The organism is Paenirhodobacter enshiensis (assembly GCF_000740785.1).
In the GTDB taxonomy this organism is placed as follows: Bacteria; Pseudomonadota; Alphaproteobacteria; order Rhodobacterales; family Rhodobacteraceae; genus Rhodobacter; species Rhodobacter enshiensis.
Genome location: NZ_JFZB01000031.1, coordinates 28,040 through 52,140 on the forward strand (window position 1 = coordinate 28,040; position 24,101 = coordinate 52,140).

Consider the following 24,101-nt stretch of genomic DNA (forward strand, 5'->3'; position numbering starts at 1 on the left):
GTCGTCTCCCTGTGCTAGGACGGATTTACGGCAGTCGGGCACGCTCCACCAGTTGCCGCGCGCGCGAAATTGCGCCATACCTGAAAGCGGCCCGGCAAATGACTGAAACGATAAAGAAACGAGGACGCATGAGACGCCTCCGCAATGTCAAGATCGTGGCCACGCTCGGCCCGTCATCTTCTGACTACGCTACAATTCGCGCGCTGTTCGAGGCCGGGGCCGATGTGTTCCGCCTGAACATGAGCCACGGCACCCATGACGAGCAGCGTGCCCGCTATGACATCATCCGCCAGATCGAGGCCGATACCGGCCGGCCGATCGGCGTTCTGGCCGACCTTCAGGGTCCGAAGCTGCGTGTCGGCACCTTCGCGAACGGCTTCGAGGATCTGGCCGAGGGACAGAAGTTCCGCTTCGACCTCGACCCGGCCGAGGGCAACGCGAACCGCGTCTGCCTGCCGCATCCCGAGATCTTCGCCGCGCTCGAGGTCGGCACGACGCTGCTGATCAACGACGGCAAGATCCGCATGAAGGTCGATGCCTGCGGTGCCGATTTCGCCGATTGCACGGTGACGACGCCCGGCACGATCTCCAACCGCAAGGGCGTGAACGTGCCCGACGTGGTGCTGCCGCTGGCCGCGCTGTCCGAGAAGGACCGGGCGGATCTGGAATTCGCCTGCGGGCTGGGCGTCGACTGGCTGGCGCTGAGCTTCGTGCAGCGCCCGGCCGACGTGCTGGAAGCGCGCGAGCTGGCCAAGGGCCGCGTCGCGATCCTTGCAAAGATCGAGAAGCCGGCGGCCGAGAAGGCCTTCGAGGAAATCCTCAAGGTTGCCGATGGCATCATGGTGGCGCGCGGCGATCTGGGCGTGGAGCTGCCGGTCGAGGCGGTTCCGCCGATCCAGAAGCGTCTGGTGCGCAAGTGCCGCGCTGCCGCGAAGCCGGTGATCGTGGCGACGCAGATGCTCGAGAGCATGATCGAGAGCCCGATGCCCACCCGCGCCGAGGTTTCGGACGTGGCGACGGCGATCTACGAAGGCGCCGATGCGGTGATGCTCTCGGCGGAATCGGCCGCGGGCAAGTATCCGGTCGAGGCGGTGAAGACGATGGATGCGGTCGCGCGTTCGGTCGAGAGCGATCCGACCTACCGCGACATCATCGTCGCCTCGCGGGTGATCGAGCGCAAGACCATCGCCGACGGCATGGTGGCTGCCGCGCGCGAGATCGCCGAGGCGACCGAGATCGCGGCGATCACCTGCTACACCCAGTCAGGCAACAGCGTTGCCCTGGTGTGTCGCGAGAAGCCGAATGTGCCGATCATCGCGCTGTCGCCGCTGCAGCCGACGTTGCGCAAGCTGTGCCTTTACTGGGGTGTGCACGGCGTTCAGGGCGAGGTCGTCGACCGCTTCAAGCAGGCGGTGATCGACGCGGCGCGCGCCGCGCGCGATGCGGGTTTCGCCGACGAGACCAAGCAGATCGTGGTGATCGCGGGCGTGCCGTTCAACGTCGCGGGCTCGACCAACATCCTGCGCGTCGCTTCGTGCGACGAGCGGCTGCTGTCGCTGACCGACCCGGAATGACCGGGCCGGCCGCGACCCGCCGGTGAGGGCAGGCGATGAGTGACGTGCTTCTGGTTTCAGGCATCGTCCTTCTGGCCTTTTCCTTCACCGGATGGCTCGCGGCCTTTGCTGAGAACTGGTGGCGCTGGTCCTCGGTCATCGGCGCCGGTCTGGCGCTGATCCTGATCGCGGCCGCCTGGGTGACGCACCCGGGCGGCTATCCTCCGGCCGAGGCGGCCCGGGCCTTCGTGCGCGTGCTGGCGATGATCGTGAACTGAGCCGCGATTCAGCCCTTGCCAAAGCCGCCGGGCCTCTGTATCCCCCGCATCCTGAACTTCCCCGCGTGGCCGGCCAAGTGGCATGCCGAGTTGCGCGTTCACGACTCGCAAGAGGAGATTGAAATGCCCAAGATGAAGACCAAATCGGCCGCCAAGAAGCGGTTCAAGTTCAGCGCGACCGGCAAGGTCATCGCTGGCAATGCCGGCAAGCGTCACGGCATGATCAAGCGCTCGACGAAGTTCATCCGTAACACCGCCGGGACCATGATCCTGTCGGCGTCGGACGAGAAGATCGTCAAGACCTACATGCCCTACAACCGCTGATCAGGAGGCTGACACATGGCACGCGTCAAATCCGGCAAGGTCACCCACGCCTCGCACAAGAAGGTCCTCAAGGCCGCCAAGGGCTACTTCTCGGCCCGCTCGCGCAACTTCCGCACCGCCACCCAGGCGGTCGACAAGGCGAACCAGTACGCGACCCGCGACCGCAAGCAGCGCAAGCGCAACTTCCGCGCGCTGTGGATCCAGCGCATCAACGCCGCCGTGCGCGCCGTTGATCTGGAAATGACCTACTCGCGCTTCATCAACGGTCTGGCGCTCGCCGGGATCGAAGTGGACCGCAAGGTTCTGGCGGATCTCGCCATCCACGAGCCCGAAGCGTTTGCGGCCGTCGTCGAAAAGGCGAAGGCTGCCGCGGCTGCGTAATAATCCCTTTCGGGATTGCATCACGAACCCCGCGCCGGCAGTCGCCGAGCGCGGGGTTTTGCGTTTCACGAACTTGAAAACGGGCCGGGGCAAGGATAGCACCGCCTCGACCAGTCAGGAGATACGGCATGGACGCGCTCGACGAACTCAAGTCGAAATATCTGGAGGGGATCGGCGGTGCCGGGGATGAACCCGCGCTGGAGGAGATCCGCCTCGCCGCCCTCGGCAAGAAGGGCGAGATCAGCCTGATGATGCGCGAGCTGGGCCGCATGACGCCCGAGGAGCGCCAGACCCGCGGCGCGGCGCTGAACGTGCTGAAGACCGAAATCGACGCCGCGCTCCGCGCCAAGAAGGAGGCGCTGGCGGATGCCGCGCTCGACGCGCGTCTGAAGGCCGAATGGCTCGACGTGACGCTGCCCGGCCGGCCGCGCCCGCAAGGCACCATCCACCCGGTCAGCCAGGTCATGGACGAGGTCACCGCGATCTTCGCCGACATGGGCTTCGCCGTGGCCGAGGGCCCGCAGGTCGAGGACGACTGGCACAATTTCGACGCGCTGAACATCGCCCCCGAGCACCCCGCCCGGCAGGAGCATGACACCTTCTTCATGCACCGCGACCCGGCCGATCCGCGCCCGCCGCATGTGCTGCGCACGCATACCTCGCCGGTGCAGATCCGCGCGATGCAGGAGAAGGGCGCCCCCGTGCGGGTGATCGCGCCCGGCCGCGTCTACCGCATGGACATGGACCAGACCCATGCGCCGATGTTCCATCAGGTCGAGGGCATGGCGATCGGCAAGGACATCTCGATGGCGAACCTGAAATGGACGCTCGAGGAATTCTGCCGCGCCTTCTTCGAGGTGCCCTCGGTCGAGCTGCGCTTCCGCGCCTCGCATTTCCCGTTCACCGAGCCCTCGGCCGAGGTCGACATCCGCTGTTCGTGGGAAGGCGGCCAGCTGAAGATCGGCGAGGGCGATGGCTGGCTGGAGATCCTGGGCTCGGGCATGATGCAGCCCAAGGTTCTGGCGGCCGGCGGCATCGACCCCGAAGAGTGGCAGGGCTTTGCCTTCGGCATGGGCATCGACCGGATCGCGATGCTGAAATACGGCATCCCGGACCTGCGCGCGTTCTTTGAATCCGACCTGCGCTGGCTGAAGCACTACGGCTTCGCCGCGCTTGATCTGCCGACGGTTTTCGGGGGGCTGAGCAAGTGAAGTATGATCTGAAGTTGGAGCGCGAGTTCCTTCGCTGGGTCGAGGATGAGTGTTTTGACCCAGATGGGCCGGGATACGGAGCGCGTTACGATGAACCTAATGCTCATTCTCTTCTTCCGGGTTTGAAGAGAATTGCAAAGAACGACGCAGATCAGGCCAATCGCGTTTTCGTCGCCATGAAAAACATTGCGCTTGATCGCGGCTGGGTTCACGAGGACGCGCTTACTGATGACACCGGGCGATTGAGGCTGTCACAGGGCGGATATGCTCGCCTTGATTGGCATGTTGAGCAATCTTGGTGGACGCGCCTGCGGAAGTTCACTCGTTCTGCGGTTGGAACCGTCATTGTAAACCTCATGCTCCCGGCAGTTGTGGCTTATGTCACGGTTCAACTGACGAACGCTTACTCGACAAAATGAGAGGCAAAGACCAATGAAATTCACCCTCTCCTGGCTGAAAGACCACCTCGACACCGAGGCGTCCGTCACCGAGATCGCCGATACGCTGACCGACCTCGGTCTCGAGGTCGAGGAGGTCACCGACCCGGCGGCGCGGCTCGGGGCGTTCACCATCGCCAAGATCCTCGCGGCCGAGGATCACCCCGACAGCGACCATCTGCATGTCTGCAAGGTGCTGACCGACGAGGGCGAGAAGCAGATCGTCTGCGGTGCGCCGAACGCGCGTGCGGGCATCACCGTCGTTCTCGCCAAGACCGGCGATTACGTGCCGGGCATCGACGTCACCCTGAAACCCGCCGTCATCCGTGGCGTCGAGAGCCAGGGCATGATGTGCTCGGAGCGCGAGCTGGAGCTGTCGGACGAGCATAACGGCATCATCGAGCTGCCCGAGGATTCGGAGAATTCCGATGTCGGCTGCCGCTTCGTCGACTGGCTGGCGGCGAACCGTCCGGCGGCGGTCGATCCGGTGATCGACATCTCGATCACGCCGAACCGTCCCGATGCGCTCGGCGTGCGGGGCGTGGCGCGCGATCTGGCGGCCCGGGGCCTCGGCACGCTGAAGCCGCTGGAGATCGAGGCGGTTCCGGGCGGCTATCCCTGCCCGGTGAAGGTCGAGATCGCGGATGCGCTGAAGCGGAAGGGCTGCCCGCTCTTCGCCGGTCGTCTGGTGCGCGGCGTGAAGAACGGCGAAAGCCCCGAGTGGCTGAAGGCGCGGCTCGAAGCCATCGGTCTGCGGCCGATCTCGGCGCTGGTCGATATCACCAACTACTTCACCTACGATCTGAACCGTCCGCTTCACGTGTTCGACGCGGCGAAGGTCAGGGGCACCGTGCGGATCACTGACGCGGTCGAAGGCGATGAGATCCTCGCCCTCGACGGCAAGACCTATGCGCTGAAACCCGGCATGATGGTCATCCGCGACGATGCGGGCGTCGAGAGCATCGCCGGCATCATGGGCGGTGAACTCTCGGGCTGCACCGCCGAGACCACCGATGTCTTCATCGAAAGCGCCTATTGGGACCCGATCACCATCGCCGCCGCCGGGCGCGCGCTGAAGATCGTCACCGATGCGCGCTACCGCTTCGAGCGCGGCGTCGATCCGGCCTTCACCGTGCCGGGCCTCGAACTCGCGACGCAGATGGTGCTGGAGCTGTGCGGCGGCGAGGCCTCGGAGCTGGTGATCGACGGAGCGGTGCCCGATACCGCGCGCGCCTATCGTCTGGATCCCGAACGCGTGGTCAGCCTCGTCGGCATGGAGATCCCGGCCGATGTGCAGCGCAAGACGCTGACCGATCTTGGCTTCACCTTCGAGGGCGACATGGCCCGGGTGCCGAGCTGGCGCCCCGATGTGCTGGGCGAGGCCGATCTGGTCGAGGAAGTGGCGCGCATCGCCTCGCTGACCAAGCTGGTGGGCAAGCCGCTTGCCCGCGAGAACGTCGGCGTGCCGAAGCCGGTGCTGACGCCCGCGCAGGTGCGCGAGAAGACGGCGCGGCGCACCATCGCGGCGCTCGGCTACAACGAATGCGTGTCCTACAGCTTCATCGACGCGACCGCGGCAGGTCTGTTCGGCGGCGGCTCCGAGGCGACGCGGATCGAGAACCCGATCAGCTCCGAGATGACGCATCTGCGCCCCGATCTGCTGCCGGGTCTGCTGGAGGCGGCGGCGCGCAATCAGGCGCGTGGCTTCATGGATCTGGCGCTGTTCGAGGTCGGTCCGGTGTTCTCGGGCGGCGAGCCGGGCGAGCAGGCGGTTCTGGCGACAGGGCTTCTGGTCGGCTCGACCGCGCCGCGCGATCCCTGGCAGTCGCGCCGTCCGGTCGATCTCTATGACGCCAAGGCCGATGCCGAGGCGGTCCTGGCCGCCATCGGCGCGCCGGCGCGGGTGCAGATCAACCGCAAGCTCGACGCCTGGTGGCATCCGGGCCGCGCGGGCAACATCGCACTCGGGCCGAACGTTCTGGCGACCTTCGGCGAGCTGCATCCGAAGGTGCTGCGCGCGCTCGGCATCAAGGGGGCGGCGGTGGCCTTCACCATCCGCCTCGCCAACGTGCCCTTCCCGAAGGTGCATGTGCCGACGCGGCCGGCGCTGACGCTGTCGGATCTGCATTCGGTGGAACGCGATTTCGCCTTCGTCGTCGATGCCTCGGTCGAGGCGCTGACGGCGGTGAACGCCGCGATGGGCGCCGACAAGGCGCTGATCGCCGCGGTCTCGGTGTTCGATCAGTTCACCGGCCCGAAGGCGGAAGAGCAGATGGGCCCGGGCAAGAAGTCGATCGCGCTGTCGGTGCGGCTCCAGCCGAAGGACAAGTCTCTGACCGATGCCGAGATCGAGGCCGTCGCGGCGAAGATCGTCGACAAGGTGGCGAAGGCGACCGGCGGCACGCTGCGCAGCTGATCGCGCCGTCCGGGGCAATGAAAAACGGCGGGCCGGAGAGATCCGGTCCGCCGTTTCGTTTTCAGGGTGAGGCCCTGGGGCAGGGCGCTCAGTCGCGCTCGCCGAAGGCCTTCCAGATCAGCCCGCCCAGCATGCCGCCGAGGATCGGAGCGACCCAGAACAGCCACAGCTGATTGAGCGCCCAGCCACCGGCGAACAGCGCCTGGCTGGTCGAGCGCGCCGGGTTGACCGAGGTGTTGTCGACCGGGATCGACACCAGATGGATCAGCGTCAGCGCCAGACCGATGGCGAGCGGCGCGAAGCCCGTCGGCGCCCGGCCATGCGTGGACCCCAGAATGACGATCAGGAAGCCCGCGGTCAGGATCACCTCGATCAGCAGGGCCGAGACCATCGAATAGCCGCCCGGCGAATGCTCGCCATAGCCGTTCGAGGCGAACCCGCCCAGCTCTGCCCCGGCCTTGCCCGAGGCGATGGCGTAAAGCGCTGCGGCGGCGATGATCGCGCCGACGACCTGCGCGACGATGTAGGGCAGAAGCTGGCCCGCCGGGAAGCGCCCCGCGACCGTCAGCCCGACCGAGACCGCCGGGTTGAAATGCCCGCCAGAGATGCCACCGACCGCATAGGCCATGGTCACCACGGTCAGGCCGAAGGCCAGAGCGACGCCGGCGAAGCCGATGCCCAGCTCGGGAAAGCCGGCGGCCAGAATCGCGCTGCCGCAGCCGCCGAACACCAGCCAGAACGTGCCGATCATCTCGGCGAAGAGTTTCTTTTGCATGAATGGAACCTTTACAGGGGTGACTCGTCTTTGGAATACGGACCTGACGGGCCATGGGGTCCGGCTGCTCCGGTCCACGCGGAGGCAGCACCGGCGTTTTAACCATGAAACCGGAACCGGGCTATGGCGATTTCGGTCCCACCCCGCGCGAAAACCCGGCGTGAGGGGATGGAAACCCCTGAAGCCGGGCCTTACCTTGCCCTCAACGGCCGGGTCCGCCCCCGGCATCACAGGACAGGAGATCTTTCGATGGGCAATCCGCTGCTTTCCGACTGGACCGGGCCTTTCGCCCTGCCGCCCTTCGCCGAGATCCGTGACGAGGATTTCGCCCCCGCCTTCGAGGCGGCGCTTGCCGAGGCCCGCGCCAATGTCGCGAAGATCGCCGAAAACCCCGCCGCCCCCGATTTCGCCAATACCATCGACGCGCTGGAACTGTCCGAGGAGGCGCTGAACCGCGTCGCGGGCGTGTTCTACAACCTGTCGAGCGCCGACAGCACCCCCGCGCGCGAGGCGCTGATGCGCGATCTCGCCCCCAAGATGGCCGCCTATTCGTCCGAGGTGACGATGAACAAGGCGCTGTGGGCCCGCATCGACACGCTGTGGCAAAACCGCGACAGCCTTGGCCTCGGGGCGGAACAGGCGCGGGTGCTCGACCTTTACCACAAGATGTTCCTGCGTGCGGGCGCGGGCCTCGACGGCGATCAGGCGCGGCGCATGGCCGCGATCAAGGAACGCCTCGCCGTGCTCTCGACGGCGTTTTCGCAAAACCTGCTGGGCGACGAACGCGACTGGTCGCGCCCGCTCGCGCCCGAGGACCTCGAAGGCCTGCCGGACTTCGTGATCGAGGCCGCGACCGAGGCCGGACGCGAACGCGGCGCCGAAGGCCCGGTGCTGACGCTGAACCGCTCGCTCATCGTGCCCTTCCTGCAATTCTCGCCCAAGCGCGAGCTGCGCCGCATCGCCTATGAGGCCTGGACCTCGCGTTGCGCGAATGGCGACGGGCATGACAACATCGCCAATGTGACCGAGATTCTCGCCCTGCGCGAGGAACGCGCGCATCTTCTGGGCTTCAGGAATTTCGCCGAGTTCAAGCTCGATGACGAGATGGCCCGTAAGCCCGAAACCGTGCGCGATCTGCTGATGCAGGTCTGGGGCCCGGCGAAGCGCAAGGCCGAGGCCGACGCCGCCCGCCTGACCGAGCTGATGCGTGCCGACGGGCTGAACGGCGAGCTGGAGCCCTGGGACTGGCGTTACTACTCGGAAAAGCGCCGCGTCGCCGAGCAGGCCTTCGATGAGGCCGAGGTGAAGCCCTATCTGTCGCTCGACGCGATGATCGGCGCGGTGTTCGATACCGCCCACCGGCTGTTCGATCTCGACTTCCGCGAGCTTCCCGGCCCGTTCTACCACCCCGACGTCCGCGGCTGGGAGATCACCCGCAAGGGCGCGCATGTGGCGGTGTTCCTCGGCGATTACTTCGCCCGCGCCTCGAAACGCTCCGGCGCCTGGGAGACCGAGTTCCGCCCGCAGAAGAAGCTCGGCGGCGATCAGAAGACCATCGTGATGAACGTGTGCAACTTCACCAAGGGCAGCCCGTGCCTGCTCAGCTATGACGACGCGCGCACGCTGTTCCACGAATTCGGCCATGCGCTGCATCAGATGCTGTCCGATGTCACCTATCCGCTGATCTCGGGCACCAATGTCGCGCGCGATTTCGTCGAACTGCCGAGCCAGCTTTACGAGCACTGGATGGAAGTGCCCGAGGTGCTGGAAAAGCACGCCCGCCATTACAAGACCGGCGCGCCGATGCCGAAGGCGCTGCTCGACAAGGTGCTGGCGGCGGCGACCTATGACCAGGGCTTCGCGACGGTGGAATACATCGCCTCCGCGCTCGTCGATCTGGACCTGCACGACGGCCCGGCGCCCGCCGATCCGATGGCGAAACAGGCCGAGATCCTCGCCTCGATCGGGATGCCGCACGCGATCCGGATGCGCCACGCCACGCCGCATTTCAGCCACGTATTCTCGGGCGACGGCTATTCCTCGGGCTATTACAGCTACATGTGGTCCGAGGTCATGGATGCCGATGCCTTCGAGGCCTTCCGCGAGGCAGGCTCGGCCTTCGATCCCGCCACCGCCAAAAGCCTCGAGGATAACATCCTGTCCAAGGGCGGTTCGGCGCCCGCCGATCAGCTCTGGCTCGCCTTCCGCGGCAAGCAACCGGGCGTCGAGGCTCTCTTGCGCGGCCGCGGTCTTCTGGACCCGGCCTGATCTTTCGATTCGCGACAAATATCCCGGGGGTGCGGGGGCAGAGCCCCCGCGCTCAGGCGCTTTTGCCGCGCCAGACATCCATGTGAACGATCACGTCGGCATCGGGGTAGCGCGCCAGAATGCGCCGCTTCATGCCCGCGGCGATCCCGTGCGCGGTGCGCAGCGGCTGATCGCCATCGAGCTCGACATGGATCTGCACGAACAACCGCGCCCCGGAGGTGCGGGTCTTCAGATCGTGGAACGCACGCACGCCTTCGGTGGAGGCAGCGATCTTGCCGATCTCAGCCACGGTTTCCTCGGGCGCGGCGCGGTCCATCAGCGCGTGCCAGCCTTCGCGCCCGATCTTCACCGCGCCCCAAAGCATGAACAGCGCCGCGCCGATGGCGAACAGGCTGTCGACGCGCTGCACCCCGAAGGTGCCGGCCACCACCAGCGCCACGATGGCGCCGACGGTCGGGATCAGATCGCCGATGTAATGCAGCATGTCGGCCGCGACGACCTTGTTGTGGGTGCGCCGTGCCACGCGGCGCTGCCAGGCCACCAGCCCCATCGTCACCATCGCCGAGACCGCCATCGCCGCGATGCCATAGCCTTCCGAGGTGATCTCGGGCGGCTCGTCCTCGAGCAGCCGGTGCCCGGCCGCCCACAGGATGGCGCAGGCCGAAGCGAAGATGAACACCGATTGTCCGAGCGAGGCCAGATCCTCGGCCGAATCGTGGCCGAAGGCATGATCCTCGTCGGCCGGGCGCGCGGCATAGACGATGGCGGCGAGCCCGGCGAAGGACACCAGCAGATCCATCGCCGAATCCGCGAGGGAGGCGGCGATCGCCAGCGCCCCGGTCTGCCACAACGCCCAGAGTTTCAGCGCGACCAGCACCGTCGCCGTCGCAACAGAGGCGAGGCCAGCCGAAAGGTTCAGGCGCAGGCGGGGGGGAAGATTCGTCATGTCAGTCGGACCGGAAGCGGGCGGAAACGGGCCCGGCAGGTGAACGGGGCCTTTCCCTAGCGGGTTTCGCCCGCCACGTCACCTGTTTTTACAGTCTTTCCGGGGGGACCGGGGCTCAGTCGCGGGTTTCCTGCGCATCGACGCCCCAGACCTTGGTCTTGCGCACCCAGCCGTCGGCGTCCTTGGAGCTGACATCGCACCACTCGACGGAGCATTTGCCGAGCTTGGCGATCGCACCGGCCTCGGCATAGGCGGTCAACGGGGCCTTGTCGTCGGGGCGCGAGTGCAGCTCGGTGTGGTCGTCCTCGAACACCACGGTGCGCACGCCAGACAGCAGAGTGTAATGGATCCAGCCGCCGGCGCCGTCACGGTCCTCGATCCGGCGCCAGTTGCCGAATTCGGCCGTCACCTTCAGCGGCATTCCGGCGTGCTTGAACACCCAGTCGATGCGGTGGCTGAGCGAGGGCCCGCGCCGCGCATTGCCGTCAGAGCCCTTGAGCGAGACATAGCGCGGCAGCGGCAGATTGGTGACCGCGCCGCGGTTCTCCTGGCTTTCCAGCGTCATCGACGCATCGAGATCGGCTGGCATCGCGGTGTCGTCCTCGGCGTCCTGAGCGTGCGCAGTGCCGGCCAGACAGGCCGCGATCAGGCCGGCGGCCAGCGCCGGCAGGAAAATCCCGCGCCGGGGCGCCGGGGTCGAATGGGTCATCTCTGCTCTCCGGGCCAGAAGGCCGGGCCGTCTGTGCGCGGCCCTTCGTCCACGCCATTGTGCCGCAAACTGCACGGCATGGGAAGACGGGCCCCGGACGTCGTGCAGCGGGCAGGGGTGGCCGGCTCAGTCCGGGAGCGGCCGATGCGCCGACAGCCGGTGCGCCAGCGCCGCCACTGCCCGGCCGAGGGCTGCGCGCTCGTCTCCGGCCGCCTCGGCGCTGGTGAACGAGGTTGCGAGGCCCGCGACGGGGCGGCCCTGCGCATCGCGCACCGCCGCGCCGAGGCAGACCATCCCCTCGCGCACTTCGCCGTCGTCGATGGCATAGCCGAGTGTCTGCCAGCGCGCGGCCTGCGTTTCGAAGCGCGCGGCATCGGGAACGCTGGCGGGGGTCAGCGGGGCGGGCCAGTCGCCGGCGAGGAGCGCCTGACGCTCGGTCTCGCTCAGTGCGCTGAGCATCGCCTTGCCGGTGGCGGTGAACGGCGCGGGCAGGCGTTCGCCGGCGCGGAAGGTGAAGCCGAGCGGCCGGTCCGAGTTGTGGCAGGCGAGATAAACCACGTCGCGCCCGCTGAGCACCGACAGTGTCGTCGTGGCGCTGCGCAGCGCATCGTCGGAGGCGAGCAGCGCCTCGAATTCGCTGATCAGCGAGGTGCGCCCGAGATAGGCCGCGCTCCAGCGCAGGGCATGGGGGCCGATGGCATAGCCCGCCGCCTCGCTGCGCAGCAGACCGAGCGCCGAGAGCGTCTCGCAGATCCCATGCGCCGAGCTTTTGGCGAGGCCTGCCGCGCGGGCGATCTCGGACAGGCTGAGCGGGCGGGACGATCCGGCGAGCAGATCCATCACCGCGCTGGCGCGTTCGATGGCCGGAACCAGACGGCGTGCCGGTGCCGCATCGGGTGAGAGCGTCATTGACAAGCGGCCTTCCCTGTCGCTACGTTCAATATAGAGAATAATGTTCAATATATTGAACGGTTGCCGGAACTGCAACCGGAAAACGCGACCTGAAGATCCCGCCTGAAACCCTGCCATCCGAAACGGAGCCTGACATGACCGAGCCAACCGCGATCCCCGCGCTGAAAGATCCGAGCCTTCTGAAAGACGCCTGCCTCGTGGATGGCGCCTGGGTGCAGGCGGCTTCGGGCGAGACCATCGCGGTGACGAACCCGGCCGACGGTTCGGTCGTGGGCCATGTGCCGAGCCTGTCGGGGGCCGAGGTCGAGGCGCTGATCGCGCGTGCGGCCGTCGCTCAGAAGGGCTGGGCGGCGCTGCCCGCGAAGGACCGTTCGGCCCGGCTGCGCCGCTGGTTCGAGCTGATGCTCGCGAATGTCGACGATCTCGGCCTGATCATGACGCTCGAACAGGGCAAGCCGCTCGCCGAGGCGAAGGGCGAGATCCTCTATGCCGCCTCGTTCATCGAATGGTTCGCGGAAGAGGCGAAGCGGATCTATGGCGATACGATCCCGGCGCCGAAGGCCGATCAGCGCATCACCGTGCTGCGCCAGCCGATCGGCGTCTCCGCGGCGATCACGCCGTGGAACTTCCCGGCGGCGATGATCACCCGTAAGGCGGCGCCGGCGCTGGCGGCGGGCTGCGCGATGATCGTGCGTCCGGCCGATCTGACGCCGCTTTCCGCGCTGGCGCTCGGCGAGCTGGCGGTGCGGGCGGGGATCCCCGCGGGCGTGCTGCAGATCGTCACCGGCCCGGCGCGCGAGATCGGCAAGGTGCTGACCGACAGCGATACGGTGCGCAAGCTCTCGTTCACCGGCTCGACCGAGGTCGGGCGGCTGCTGATGGCGCAATGCGCCCCGACGATCAAGAAGATCAGCCTCGAACTTGGCGGCAACGCGCCGTTCATCGTGTTCGACGATGCCGATCTGGATGCCGCGGTCGAGGGCGCGATGGCCTCGAAATACCGCAACGCCGGGCAGACCTGCGTCTGCGCCAACCGGCTTTACGTGCAGGCGGGCGTCTACGATGCCTTCGCCGCGAAGCTCGCCGAGAAGGTGCGCGCGCTGAAGGTCGGCCCCGGCACCGAGCCCGGCACCACCATCGGCCCGATGATCGAGCCGAAGGCCCTCGACAAGGTCGAGGCGCATATCCGCGACGCGCTCGACAAGGGGGCCGAGCTGATCCAGGGCGGGCGCCGCCTCGGCGGTCTGTTCTTCGAGCCGGCGATCCTGACCGGCGTGACCTCGGACATGCTGGTCGCGCGCGAGGAGACCTTCGGCCCGCTCGCGCCGCTGTTCCGCTTCGAGACCGAGGAAGAGGTGATCGCGCTCGCCAATGACACGATCTTCGGCCTCGCCGCCTATTTCTACACCCGCGATCACGGCCGGATGGTGCGGGTCTCGGAGGGGCTGGAATATGGCATGGTCGGCCACAACACCGGGCTGATCTCGAACGAGGTCGCGCCCTTCGGTGGCGTGAAACAGTCGGGCCTCGGGCGCGAGGGCTCGAAATACGGGATCGAGGATTACCTCGAACTGAAATACGTCTGCAGCGCGATCTGAGCGCTGTTTACCTGGGCCGGATCGCTACAGCGCGATCCGGCGCAACCCTGCGTCGAGCAGCACGAATTCGCCGTTCGGCGTGCCGTCGGCAAGGCCCGGCGCCGTGCGCCCCATGACCGAGGCCGGCACCAGCGTCGCCGCCCGCACCGCCTGATCGAGCGGCACACCGACGTGGTGAACCAGATTGGCCATGCAGGTCATCAGATCGACATGAGCGCCCGCCAGCGCGCCCGCCGCATTGACCAGCGCGCCGTCGCGCACCTCGATCCGCTCGCCGTAAAGCTCGAAGTGATCCGGGCCGCCGATCGTCGCCATCGCGTCCGAGACGAGGAACATCCGCTCGGGCAGGGGGCGGGCGCGCCAGGCGATGCCGGCCATCTCCCAGCTGACATGATGGCCGTCGACGATCATCCCGGCATAGGCATCGGATCCGATGGCGGTGCCGAGAACGCCGGGCGCGCGCGAGCTCATCGGCGGCATGGCGTTGTAAAGATGAGTGAAACAGCTGATGCCGGCGGCAAGGCCTGCGCGGGTCTGCGCCTCGCTTGCCGCCGTATGCCCGGCCGAGACGACGACGCCCATGTCGACGATGCGGCGGATGGTGTCGGCGGGGACGATCTCGGGCGCGAGGGTCAGCATCACCGGCACATCGGCGCGGCGCAGGATGGCGAGGGCGTTCAGCGTGTCGTCATCCATCGGCCGGACATAGCCGAGCCGGTGGGTGCCGCGTTTTTCGGGCGCGATATGCGGGCCCTCGATATGGAGCCCGTAGAAGCCCGCGCTGCTCCAGGCCTCGAGAGCGGCCTCGGCGGCGCGCAGGATCCGCGGCCCCTCGCAGGTGATGAGCGTCGGCATTACCCAGCCGGTGCCGCGCGCGCGCAGGGTGTCGACGATATGGCGGATGCCGTGGGCGCTGGTGTCCGAGTTCAGCATCACCCCGCCCGCGCCGTTCACCTGCAGGTCGATCCCGGCGGGCATCAGCAGATGGGCGCGCAGATCCGGGCTCTCGTCCGAGTGGAGCGGGCGCAGCCGGCGAATGCCTTCGGCGCCGATCTCGGCGGCGTATCCGGCAACGAGGCGACCGTTCAGGAAGGTATTCTCGGCGGCGACGAGGCGGATCATTTCTCGGGGCTCCTTGGAGATTCGGCGGGCGGAGACCTCGCTCCGCGGATGAGGCCTGTGATAGCGCGCCCTGCCGTCCGATGCAGCCGCGATCATGCCCGCTTTCCGGCTAAAAACAGTGGCTGCCGGGGTGGGGCGGGGGCGGAGACCTCTTGCCACCTCGCGAAGTTGTCGATACAGCTCCGCCTCGGACGGGTGGCCGAGTGGTCGAAGGCGCACGCCTGGAAAGTGTGTAGGCGGGGAACCGTCTCGTGGGTTCGAATCCCATCCCGTCCGCCAGATCCCCTACATGTGTCCAGATTTAAATCATTGAATTGATTTATTTTTCTATTCAGATCGTATTGTGCCACTGATCTGATGTCGGATTTTGCTGCACATTTTGCTATACAATTTGCTGCACATCGCCTTGTTTGTTCGTGCAGGGGTTGCTAGCGTTTCTCCATGAAACCCATCTTGCGCGGCTCCACCTATCACCTTCGCAAGCGTGTTCCGCAGCGCTTTGCCGCTGTCGAGCCGCGCAAAACGGTCTGGATCAGTCTGCACACCGATTCCGAAACGGCAGCTTTGGCCAAGGCCCCGGCTGCATGGGCCGGGCTTTTGGAGGCGTGGGAGGCCAGACTTGCCGGGCAGGACGGCGATGCCGAGGCGTTCTTCGAGGCGGCAAGGAAGCTCGCTCAGTCGCGGGGCTTGCGGTATCTGCCGGCCGAACGGGTCGCGGCTTTGCCGCTCGATGAGCTGCTGGAGCGTGTCGAGGCCGTCGGCGAGGTCGCGGGCAAGCCAAGCCCGGTAGAAGCGGCTGCGTTCCTCGGCGGTGCTGCCGAGCCCGCGATCACCGTGACCCGTGCGCTGGAGCTCTACTGGACGCTCGCGAAGGACAAGACTTTCGGGAAGTCCGAAGATCAGCTGCGCCGCTGGCGCAATCCTCGCCTGAAGGCGGTGAAGAACTTTGTCGATGTTGTCGGAGACAAGCCCATCGCGGAAATCAGCGGCGATGACATGCTCGATTTCCGGCAATGGTGGATCGATCGGGTCGAGGCCGAAAACCTGACGCCGAACTCTGCGAACAAGGACCTTGTGCACCTGTCCGACGTTCTGAAAACCGTGAACCGGATGAAGCGGCTGGGGCTTGTGCTGCCGCTGAGCGATCTGGCGTTGAAGCAAGGCGAGAAGCGTCAGCGCCCGCCGTTCTCGGATGCGTGGATCCGCGACAAACTGTTGCAGGAGGGCGCTCTGGCCGGCCTGAACACAGAGGCGCGCTGCATCCTTCTGGGGATGGTGAATACGGGCTACCGCCCCAGCGAGGGGGCCAGCCTCGGCCGCGATCAGATCCGGCTGGAGGGGGCTGTGCCGCATATCTCCATCGAGCCGAACGGGCGGCAGCTCAAGAGCGCCTATGCGCGCCGGATCATCCCTCTGGCGGGGGTCAGTCTTGCGGCGTTCCGCGAGTGCCCGGAAGGCTTTCCGCGCTACGCCGACAATCCGGGCCTCTCGGCCACCGTGAACAAGTATCTGCGCGAGCATGGCTTGCTGGAGACGCCGGGGCACAGCATGTACAGCCTGCGCCATGCGTTCGAGGACCGGATGCTGGCGGCCGGAGTTGACGACCGGATCCGTCGCGACCTCTTCGGCCATAGCCTCGACCGCGAACGCTACGGGAAGGGGGCGAGCCTTGAACAGCTGCATGAGATCGTGCAGCGCATCGCGTTCTAAGTGACGGCGAGAAATGCAGCGCCCCGCACTGGGGTGCCGCTGGGGCCTCTTGCCTGAACCGTTGGCGCTCTCGGCCCTCTGCTGCCTGTCAGATCCGCCGCCGGGCACCGGAGTGCCCGGCCCTGACCGGACCTTCCCCACGGGTGCCATGCCGCTACGCGGCTTCTCCAAACCTGCCTTCCGGCCCCCAGCACAGCAATTTCCCATGCTCAATGTTGCTTCTTCTAAACCTTCGAGAAGAATGAACTGTCCTCATATCGTTTTAGAAAATCTGATTGTAGTTGAGCAGATGCATTTGCAAGCAGAACCTTCGCTCTCGAATGGTCGACATCATCGTAAACCTCACGCGCCTTAGAGATAATCCTCTTAAATGCGGATTCATCCATCCGATTTCCCAGCTTCACACCAAGAATAGTCGGGAAGATGCGATCATAGCTCGTCTGAACAGCTTTCGCAGATGGAAGCGCAGCAAGGAAATGAAGCACAAACTCAGGTCTCATCATATATCGTGACCCCTCTTTTGCGATCAATGGACCAGTAGCATTCTGAACTCTGGTCTGCTGAGTTAACCACCACGTCTTGAAGCCATACGGGTTGCCTCCGCTCCTTTCTCCCTCGATCTTACGCCTCTGGTAAACACGCAAAACAGTCAGCGCCGCATTTCGGCAAAGTATCTCTTCACTTGCTTCGTCTCTTCCTTTTTTGTTCCTTGTTTTTTGAATGGTTGCTGCAAGCTCGTAGAGCTGCTCTGGATCAATGCCCGAGAGCATGGCCTTTTCGTCTTCAAAAGTGAAACCAAACTCATGAATTAGATACTCCCTCAGCTCGCCGCGGGCAGTATCTCTTGCTATTTCAGTCACGGTGAGGAATTGACCCAAATAGTTCGCCCATCCAAATGGCTCCTTCTTTCGAGAGGCTCTCTCGATCTTAGCGTAGAAGAAAGCCCGGATGAGGATGCGATCAATCTGGCTGGCAAGGGAAAACGTCATATAATTCTGAACATCTTGATAATTATTTATGAACTCAAGGTGGGTTGTCCTGAAATGGTGCCATACCTCATCAAGTGTCTTGTCGGTCAAAATTAGCTGCGACCCCGCTGCCTTAAGAAGTTTAAGTGCATTCTTGGTCATTTGGTCATTCTTGGACAGCAAATGCTCGGATAGAGCCCTCACAATAAGGTCGGCGCCAACGTATAGATTGAAATTGGAGGTCATGCTTCGGAAGTACTCAACCACCCTTGGTTCGTTCTTCAGCATGAACAAAAGAACATACGTTCGAGAAAGTTTCCGAAGGTAGCGCCGCTCTTCCTTGGTGCTGTTGTAGTATGTGCCCCGAAGTATCGAAAGGCATACTTGTGCGATTAGTCCTGCATCTTTGCCGGCCAAACCTCTCTCGGAAATAGCTTGATCTAATACATCATTGATCGAGGGAAGGTCACTATCACTTCCTTCTTCGCGTTCTAAGAATAGGGCAATCTCAAGCCCCTGGGCATGATATGATTTGTGGATCACATCGTGGCAGATGGCGATACACTGTTCGATTAGGCTTGAGTTGTCTGTGGCTAAGGACGCGTTCTCCGAGGCCCTATTCCTAAATATCTCGCTAACTTGAAGTTTTAGCGCTTCATCCTCAACATTTTCTTCGCGAATCCTCTTTCGAGTTTCGAATGGTAGACAATATCCGTTTTCCTTTTTATGGAAATTTACTTTCCTTCCGCCATCACCTTTTGAGATCAGCTCAGAAACCCGATTGGGCAGGACGCCCTTGAAGAAAGTCTTCGCCGACGGGAGTGCCTCAATCACTCTCGCCTCAATCTCTTTAAGAGTCAAAAATACGCCTTTGTCGGGATCCGTTCCCTCAAGTGACCAAAGGATCAAGCTGTCTGCTACCGCCTCAAGCAGGTCGCTTTTTCCACGCCTTCGGTCCAACTCTTGCCCGAGAAAGACGCAAAGCGTCTTGGCAGGGAGTCCTTGAATTGCCGGGATGGTATCAGCGGCACCAACTCCATCCAGGTAGGACGCAGCCCCTGCCACATAAGATTTGTAAGCCTGCAACGCCCCCGGTGTGCCATTAATTTGGTGCTGAAAGTAATGGCCGTCTCTAATGACAATCCTGCAATCCAGCTCGTCGCTAAGTTCTTCCTGAATCTGGTCAATAAGGGGGAGTTTTTGACTGGTTGCATACATGAGGCTTTTGGGGTCGCGACCAAATTCGCGCAGCCTCTTTAAGGTCTTTCTGATCTTAGCCTTCGGTTCGGCGCTGATGGACGCCTGCATGAATTTTTGGGTACCCGCGGCTTCGAACAAGCGGTCGTCTAGCGCACCGTCGGCACCACCGTCGTGAAAGCCGCCCATCGGCAGATAGTCTGCGCCAAGAGTTGCCGCAAAGAACCCTTGAGCAAAGTTCTCAAAATCGGTTCCACCAACCCGCGACAGCGCGATTTCAATGACTCTGGGGTCAACAGTGTCCACGGTAGTTTTCCCACTTCAATCATGAGGCTTGGATCGAAAATGCACCACATCCTGAGCGCCGCTGCAAGCGTGACGACGAGTGACAGTGCTGACAGATGAGTGCCCGTGAGCGAAAGTCTGCATTCCGCCCCTTACTGTCGGTCAGACGTCTGATCGCGTCTGTCCCTTGCCTGATGTTCCCGGAAGCCGGAGACGAGCTGCGTTACCGTTCGCCCTGCTTTTCCGACGCCACGCCCAGTGCAACCGCACACGAACACCGTTCCCCACTCCCTGAGGCCTGCACCTCGGTGGCGTGAGTGAGCCCGCGTCTCTCTGGAATGGAGGGCTCACTTGTCCCTTTTGCTCGGCGTGCGAAGGAGACGGGACGGTTGCGAAGAGGGCGAAGCGCGTTTCCCGGAGTCTTTCGGCAACTTGGCCGGCTTCTCCTTGGCGCTCGCCCTGCTGCTTGGGTGCCAGCTTTCCCATTCGTTCGCGCGCTCCTTCTGTGCAGCTTTCTCGAAGTGCACTTCGCTCAGAAAGCCGTTCAGAAACGGGAACGGCACGTCGTGTCTGTGGGCATAGGCCAGCTGATTGGAGATCTCGCCGATGGCGGGACTAGGGAGGAGAACGTTGCCTGTCTCATCGTCGCGCAGGATGTAGTGCAGCACGTCCGCATACCGTTTGGCCGTGATGCTTCGAGCGCGCTTCCCCGGAGACTTGCGCTGCACGAGGTTCTCGACATGGCGCCACCACTTCAGTCCGTCGAGGTCGCGCATCAGGATGTAGACGTTGCGCCTGAGATCGTTGCGCAGCGCTTCTTCTGCGCTGTTGCGTCGCCCCCGGGGGGCCTTCTTATCGGTGGTCTGAAGTTGTGCTGACCGGGCGGATACTTCGTCATGCAGCCTGCGGCGAATCTTCCGAAACTTTTTCTGAACGTCTGCTTCGGTGGCTTCGTCAGGGTTGGAGAGCTTCCCAAAAGTTTTGAGGAAGAGATCGGGATACAGCGCGCGAACGCGGCTTTCTTCCTGAGTGAAAGTCTTCTTGTGAACCCGATTGCTCGTCATCGTAACCTCCGTAGCTACGGATTTATTGAAACATTCCTGCCGGCCCGTGTCTGCGGAAAACGGCAGAAATGCAGATAACGTCTGTAACTATCATCTATAATCTGAACGATAAAGTCCGTATCTGTAGAGCTTTCATTAGGCTGCGTATGAAATAATGATTATATTACAGTGTCGTATGAGATTTTCGCGCCGCCCGTGAAAAGGTCTCACTGGTGTGAATTGTAAATGCTTGGCACCGTTTAAAAAGGACCAAAACGATGCCAGCAATCACACGCAAACTTCGCATCAGATCTACCGTCGGCACGGCGACGAATGCGCGCTTCATCGTGTCTGCGCTTCCGCCTGCCGCAGGCCGAAAGCGCCGTCGCGGCTCTGCACGCATCTCAAAGTTCCGAGCTGTCTGCCGGCCTGCATCGCAAAGCCCTGTGCCTGTCTCGCTCCGCGGGGTGAGGTCATGACCCATGGCCGGAAGTCAGCTCGCAAGATTGCGCGCAGCTCACCGCAAGGTCGCCGAGCTGGTGCTGCAAAACAGCGTCTACCTGCCAATCTTCCGCCGGCTCGATGCTGCGCTCTCCGTCGAAGAAGCCCGTCTCGAACGGGATGCCGTCTCCTATGCGCGTGCGGTGATGGCGATGCAGGACGCTGCCGCAGTTCATTCCTAAAGCCACGCCGAGCCCCACCGGATCGGCGCCCGGCTGAACCTGAAGCTGAAGCCAGGAAGCAACATACGATGGTGCGGAAGAGCTGCGTTCATGGTCTGGACTGCGACCGTGGCAATGCAGACCGCGAATGCTCGCGAGTGAACCGGCTCAGGGCTGTGTTGCCATCGAAGCGGGGGGCGCTTTCCCTGCGGCGGCGCTCGGCGGTGACAATGGGCTCTGAACTGCCCCCGGACGGGCGTGCCTTCACATTTTCAGTGTTTCATGCTAAAATACTGAAACTAATCATTAAAAATGTGAATGCTATGCTCAGGCAACCAGCAATGGTTCTCGGGGACGACGACGTGCGTCGTTTGCTCCGGGCTATCACTCAAACACGCCATCCGGTCCGCAATCGCGTTATCGTCCTCCTCAGCTTTCATGCGGGGCTCAGGGCTTGCGAGATAGCAGGATTGACCTGGCCCATGGTGCTCGGCCCTTCGGGCAAGTTCAGCGGGGCGTTGTCGCTCTGCGGCGGGATCACGAAGGGCGGCAAGTCCCGCGTTGTCCCCATCTCCCCCGTGCTGATGAGCGCCCTGAAGGATCTGCACCATGCGTTGGGGCGCCCGCAGACCGGCCCGGTGGTTCACTCGGAACGCGGCGGCGCGATGACGCCCCGGTCTGTCGTCAACTGGTTTCGCCAAACCTATGACGGCCTCGGGATGGCGGGCTGTTCGTCGCACTCAGGGCGGCGAACGTTCATCACCAAAGCCGCCAGGTTGCTGCCGAAGATCAACGGGTCTCTGCGCGATGTGCAGGAACTGGCCGGGCACGCGGCCCTCAGCACGACCGAACGGTACATTCAGGGAGACCGCGCGATCCAGCGCAAGCTGGTCACGCTGATCTGACCCCCTCACACTCTCAACTCAAAGGAACGATGCCATGTCTGGCACTCAATGGCGGACGGCTGCCGAAACCACGGCCATGATCCGCGACCTGAACGATGCCTTCCGCAAAGACCTTCGGGGAGGAAAATTGCTGCTGAGCAGCGGCATCATCGCAAAGCTGGGCAATGAAACGGCGGCTCTGTTGCGCGCGATTTCCGACTTTGACCATTTCAGCGCGGATGACGATCCCTACGGCGAGCACGACTTCGGCTGCACGTCGTGGCAGGGCGATCCGATCTTCTGGAAGATCGACTACCTCGATGCCGATACCGTGCTTGGCTATCCAGATCCCGCCGATCCCGACCAGACGGTCCGGGTCCTGACGGTGATGATGGCGTGGGAGTACTGAGCATGACAAGCAAGATGCATCCCGGTGCCGCGATGACCGAGCCGTGGCAACAGGGCAATCTCGACGCGCTTTGTGGTCTCTATGCGATCATCAACGCGCTTCGGCTTCTGCACGCCCCGACGGGAGGACTGTCGCGTCAGGTCTGCAAGACGCTGTATCGCGATGGCCTCGAAGCGGCCTGTCGCACGCGCGATGGTCTCGCCCCGATCTTCGACGGAATGACGCAGGCACGACAGATGAAGGTGGCGAAGGCGATCTTCAAAAGCCGGGCGTTGCGCGACCGCGCGCCTTCAGTCCTGCGCAAGCCGCAAACGGGGATTGTCTGCAACGCAGATCTGGACCGGATCTGGCAAGACTGTCTGGGGCGCGGAGATGTGCTTCTGGCCGACTTCGACGGCAGGATCAGTCACCATACTGTGATCTGCGGGCTGAGCGATGCCCGCATCTTCCTCTTCGACAGCGACAACATGCGGTTCGTTTTTCGACGGACTTTGCAGCTCTCCGCGACGCCGGACGGGAAACTGATCCTGAACAGCGTCGTCCCGATTGGCCCGTGCAGCAGATCCTTAGGGCGCAAAGCTCACACCCGAAACGGTCGATCTGCACGTCAAACGCTTTGAATAAGTGAATGGGATATGGGGAACTACACAATGCACATGTCAGAAGCGTTCCAATCAATGCTGAAACAGAAAAAACTCAACGATAAAAAGTACCGAGCACAATCTCATTCGCGAAGCACAGAGGAACACCGACTTCTGAGTGAAGCCGATGCGCGGAACTTGCAGCAAGATCGGTGTTCCGCGTTTCTGGCTAAGTGCTTCGACGCGATCGAGCGACTTGACTGCGGCGCTTCGTCTCTGTCTCGGAGTGAACGGAATCTGGTAATCAGCATTCTCGGCGGCTCAGGTGCTTCCCATCGGAAGACGAAGCAAGGGCTCTCTCCGCTCGCGAGCAACATCAACGCCAGGAACATCTTCTTCGGCGAAGTGTATGCGGGGCTGAAACAGGTCTTTGAGGACCCGGAGACGAAACTCTACTTCGCCACGTTGGTGGATCGAAAGTGGCTTCTCCCGCTCAACGCGCAAAGTCTCGATCTGCACTCTATGACGCGGCGGGTGAAAACAGCGCTTCGGGACGTCGGCTGGGAAGGTATCCTGTTTGTCGAGATACAGACCCTGACCGGGATGCCGGCAGGACACTTCCTTGCGCATTTCCACGGGTTCATGTGGCGCGCAGACGGTAGCGAAGAAACGGTCAAACAGGTCAAGACGCTCTTCAACAAGCGGTTCCGCGGGGTCGGTAAAGCCGTAGGTCTGGACCTGCAGCTTGTGGACCCGGATACCCCGAAAGCGCTGCCGACCCGTTTCTTCTACGCGACGAAGCTTTCGGAGACTGCCAAGACCTATGTCAAACCCGATGATGCGGGGTTGGGCCTCGTAACCGTGGACACCCCCGGGAAGATGAAAACGGCGCATGAGAAGAACTTCACGGATCTGGACGCACTGAGGATTGTCCGGCTCCTCGCGCAGCATGAGGTGGATGAAACGACCGTCGCTGTCGGCAAGCGGGCGACGAAGCTGCGCAAGGCCGCATCGAAGGCGCTGAAGCAGGAAATCGAAAAGCGCAACGTTGCGTCTACCCCTTCGCGGACGCGGGTTCGTGCGTTTCTCTCCAAGCTGTTGCGGGAGGCACCTGACACAAAGGCCGGTGATCTTGGATAAGGACTACCGCTTATCTTCGTTCGCAGACGCTCTGATCGCGAGAAGGTCCTGTATCAGCGGCTGCAACTGATCCGCCGCGTTCACGGCCTCCAACCAGTCAATGAACTCAAGGACGTCCATCCTGCGTTCGCCGCCCTCGATCTTCGCAACATAGGATTGAGGGCGCCCGAGCCGCTCGGCCAGCTCAACCTGTGTAATGCCCGCGCCTTTGCGCAGCGTGCGCAGTTTATCAAGCAACAGCAGGTGACGGGGTGAGCGCAGGGATTTCACGGGCAGACAGGGGGCTGGATAC

General features: G+C 63.5%; 23 protein-coding genes and 1 tRNA gene. 16 read left to right on the forward strand and 8 right to left on the reverse strand.

The genetic code is table 11. The features are described from left to right. Positions 1-128: 128 nt before the first annotated feature. The 7 genes from pyk to pheT all read left to right on the forward strand — a co-directional run bounded on the left by pyk (position 129) and on the right by pheT (position 6,600). Positions 129-1,574, forward strand: a complete 1,446-nt coding sequence (gene pyk / locus CG50_RS12755) for a pyruvate kinase (protein ID WP_036639050.1) — start codon at positions 129-131, stop codon at positions 1,572-1,574. Positions 1,575-1,609: 35 nt separating this feature from the next. After that, positions 1,610-1,831, forward strand: coding sequence for a hypothetical protein (locus tag CG50_RS12760; protein ID WP_036639053.1), 222 nt, complete (start codon positions 1,610-1,612; stop codon positions 1,829-1,831). 123 nt (positions 1,832-1,954) lie between these two features. Continuing rightward, the gene (gene rpmI / locus CG50_RS12765) at positions 1,955-2,155 is read left to right on the forward strand and encodes a 50S ribosomal protein L35 (RefSeq protein ID WP_036639056.1); all 201 of its coding nucleotides are present in this window, start codon (positions 1,955-1,957) and stop codon (positions 2,153-2,155) included. Between the two features lie 15 nt (positions 2,156-2,170). Continuing rightward, entirely contained in the window at positions 2,171-2,536 is a 366-nt protein-coding gene (gene rplT / locus CG50_RS12770; RefSeq protein ID WP_036639060.1) for a 50S ribosomal protein L20, read from the forward strand. 128 nt (positions 2,537-2,664) lie between these two features. Then, the gene (pheS, locus tag CG50_RS12775; RefSeq protein WP_036639062.1) at positions 2,665-3,747 is read left to right on the forward strand and encodes a phenylalanine--tRNA ligase subunit alpha; all 1,083 of its coding nucleotides are present in this window, start codon (positions 2,665-2,667) and stop codon (positions 3,745-3,747) included. Beyond that, positions 3,744-4,166, forward strand: coding sequence for a hypothetical protein (locus CG50_RS16870; protein WP_152559516.1), 423 nt, complete (start codon positions 3,744-3,746; stop codon positions 4,164-4,166). The genes pheS and CG50_RS16870 overlap by 4 nt, the downstream gene beginning before the upstream one ends. A 13-nt stretch (positions 4,167-4,179) precedes the next feature. After that, positions 4,180-6,600: a phenylalanine--tRNA ligase subunit beta gene (pheT, locus tag CG50_RS12780; protein ID WP_036639064.1), complete on the forward strand. Its 2,421-nt coding sequence runs from the start codon at positions 4,180-4,182 to the stop codon at positions 6,598-6,600. Positions 6,601-6,688: 88 nt separating this feature from the next. Here the strand turns inward: pheT and aqpZ are convergent, their stop codons facing one another. Then, complete coding sequence (gene aqpZ / locus CG50_RS12785) at positions 6,689-7,375, reverse strand: aquaporin Z (RefSeq protein WP_036639066.1); 687 nt, start codon at positions 7,373-7,375, stop codon at positions 6,689-6,691. 249 nt (positions 7,376-7,624) lie between these two features. Between aqpZ and CG50_RS12790 the strand changes: the two genes are divergently transcribed. Then, positions 7,625-9,643 carry a M3 family metallopeptidase gene (locus CG50_RS12790; protein ID WP_036639069.1) on the forward strand — a complete coding sequence of 673 codons (2,019 nt, stop codon included), beginning with the start codon at positions 7,625-7,627 and terminating at the stop codon, positions 9,641-9,643. A gap of 52 nt (positions 9,644-9,695) precedes the next feature. Here the strand turns inward: CG50_RS12790 and CG50_RS12795 are convergent, their stop codons facing one another. From CG50_RS12795 to CG50_RS12805, 3 genes are all read right to left on the reverse strand, one after another. Then, positions 9,696-10,589 (reverse strand): cation diffusion facilitator family transporter, encoded by an 894-nt coding sequence (locus CG50_RS12795; RefSeq protein ID WP_036639071.1) that lies wholly within the window; start codon positions 10,587-10,589, stop codon positions 9,696-9,698. Between the two features lie 115 nt (positions 10,590-10,704). Further along, complete coding sequence (locus tag CG50_RS12800) at positions 10,705-11,298, reverse strand: SH3 domain-containing protein (RefSeq protein ID WP_081880431.1); 594 nt, start codon at positions 11,296-11,298, stop codon at positions 10,705-10,707. 126 nt (positions 11,299-11,424) lie between these two features. Continuing rightward, positions 11,425-12,207 (reverse strand): IclR family transcriptional regulator, encoded by a 783-nt coding sequence (locus CG50_RS12805; protein ID WP_036639073.1) that lies wholly within the window; start codon positions 12,205-12,207, stop codon positions 11,425-11,427. Positions 12,208-12,344: 137 nt separating this feature from the next. On the opposite strand from CG50_RS12805, the gene CG50_RS12810 reads away from it, so the two are divergent. After that, positions 12,345-13,808 (forward strand): NAD-dependent succinate-semialdehyde dehydrogenase, encoded by a 1,464-nt coding sequence (locus CG50_RS12810; RefSeq protein ID WP_211248621.1) that lies wholly within the window; start codon positions 12,345-12,347, stop codon positions 13,806-13,808. 24 nt (positions 13,809-13,832) lie between these two features. Here the strand turns inward: CG50_RS12810 and CG50_RS12815 are convergent, their stop codons facing one another. Continuing rightward, positions 13,833-14,930 carry an N-acetylglucosamine-6-phosphate deacetylase gene (locus tag CG50_RS12815; protein WP_036639075.1) on the reverse strand — a complete coding sequence of 366 codons (1,098 nt, stop codon included), beginning with the start codon at positions 14,928-14,930 and terminating at the stop codon, positions 13,833-13,835. Between the two features lie 189 nt (positions 14,931-15,119). On the opposite strand from CG50_RS12815, the gene CG50_RS12820 reads away from it, so the two are divergent. Next, positions 15,120-15,209: transfer RNA gene (locus tag CG50_RS12820), tRNA-Ser, on the forward strand. 162 nt (positions 15,210-15,371) lie between these two features. After that, positions 15,372-16,640: a DUF6538 domain-containing protein gene (locus CG50_RS12825; RefSeq protein ID WP_036639078.1), complete on the forward strand. Its 1,269-nt coding sequence runs from the start codon at positions 15,372-15,374 to the stop codon at positions 16,638-16,640. A gap of 224 nt (positions 16,641-16,864) precedes the next feature. Here CG50_RS12825 and CG50_RS12830 read toward each other — a convergent pair whose 3' ends face one another. Continuing rightward, the gene (locus tag CG50_RS12830; protein ID WP_152559517.1) at positions 16,865-19,111 is read right to left on the reverse strand and encodes a hypothetical protein; all 2,247 of its coding nucleotides are present in this window, start codon (positions 19,109-19,111) and stop codon (positions 16,865-16,867) included. A gap of 326 nt (positions 19,112-19,437) precedes the next feature. Further along, positions 19,438-20,154 carry a hypothetical protein gene (locus CG50_RS12835; RefSeq protein WP_036639083.1) on the reverse strand — a complete coding sequence of 239 codons (717 nt, stop codon included), beginning with the start codon at positions 20,152-20,154 and terminating at the stop codon, positions 19,438-19,440. 461 nt (positions 20,155-20,615) lie between these two features. Between CG50_RS12835 and CG50_RS12840 the strand changes: the two genes are divergently transcribed. The 5 genes from CG50_RS12840 to CG50_RS12860 all read left to right on the forward strand — a co-directional run bounded on the left by CG50_RS12840 (position 20,616) and on the right by CG50_RS12860 (position 23,809). After that, the gene (locus tag CG50_RS12840) at positions 20,616-20,816 is read left to right on the forward strand and encodes a hypothetical protein (protein ID WP_036639086.1); all 201 of its coding nucleotides are present in this window, start codon (positions 20,616-20,618) and stop codon (positions 20,814-20,816) included. A gap of 209 nt (positions 20,817-21,025) precedes the next feature. Next, a complete protein-coding gene (locus tag CG50_RS12845) occupies positions 21,026-21,700 on the forward strand; it encodes a tyrosine-type recombinase/integrase (RefSeq protein ID WP_211248622.1) in 675 nt (224 codons plus the stop codon). 34 nt (positions 21,701-21,734) lie between these two features. Next, positions 21,735-22,088 (forward strand): DUF3768 domain-containing protein, encoded by a 354-nt coding sequence (locus tag CG50_RS12850; protein WP_036639091.1) that lies wholly within the window; start codon positions 21,735-21,737, stop codon positions 22,086-22,088. 2 nt (positions 22,089-22,090) lie between these two features. Continuing rightward, positions 22,091-22,708 (forward strand): hypothetical protein, encoded by a 618-nt coding sequence (locus tag CG50_RS12855; RefSeq protein WP_036639093.1) that lies wholly within the window; start codon positions 22,091-22,093, stop codon positions 22,706-22,708. Between the two features lie 57 nt (positions 22,709-22,765). Next, positions 22,766-23,809: a hypothetical protein gene (locus tag CG50_RS12860; protein WP_152559518.1), complete on the forward strand. Its 1,044-nt coding sequence runs from the start codon at positions 22,766-22,768 to the stop codon at positions 23,807-23,809. Positions 23,810-23,812: 3 nt separating this feature from the next. On the opposite strand, the gene CG50_RS12865 is transcribed toward CG50_RS12860, so the two are convergent. Next, positions 23,813-24,046, reverse strand: a complete 234-nt coding sequence (locus CG50_RS12865; protein WP_245615726.1) for a helix-turn-helix domain-containing protein — start codon at positions 24,044-24,046, stop codon at positions 23,813-23,815. Positions 24,047-24,101: the final 55 nt, after the last annotated feature.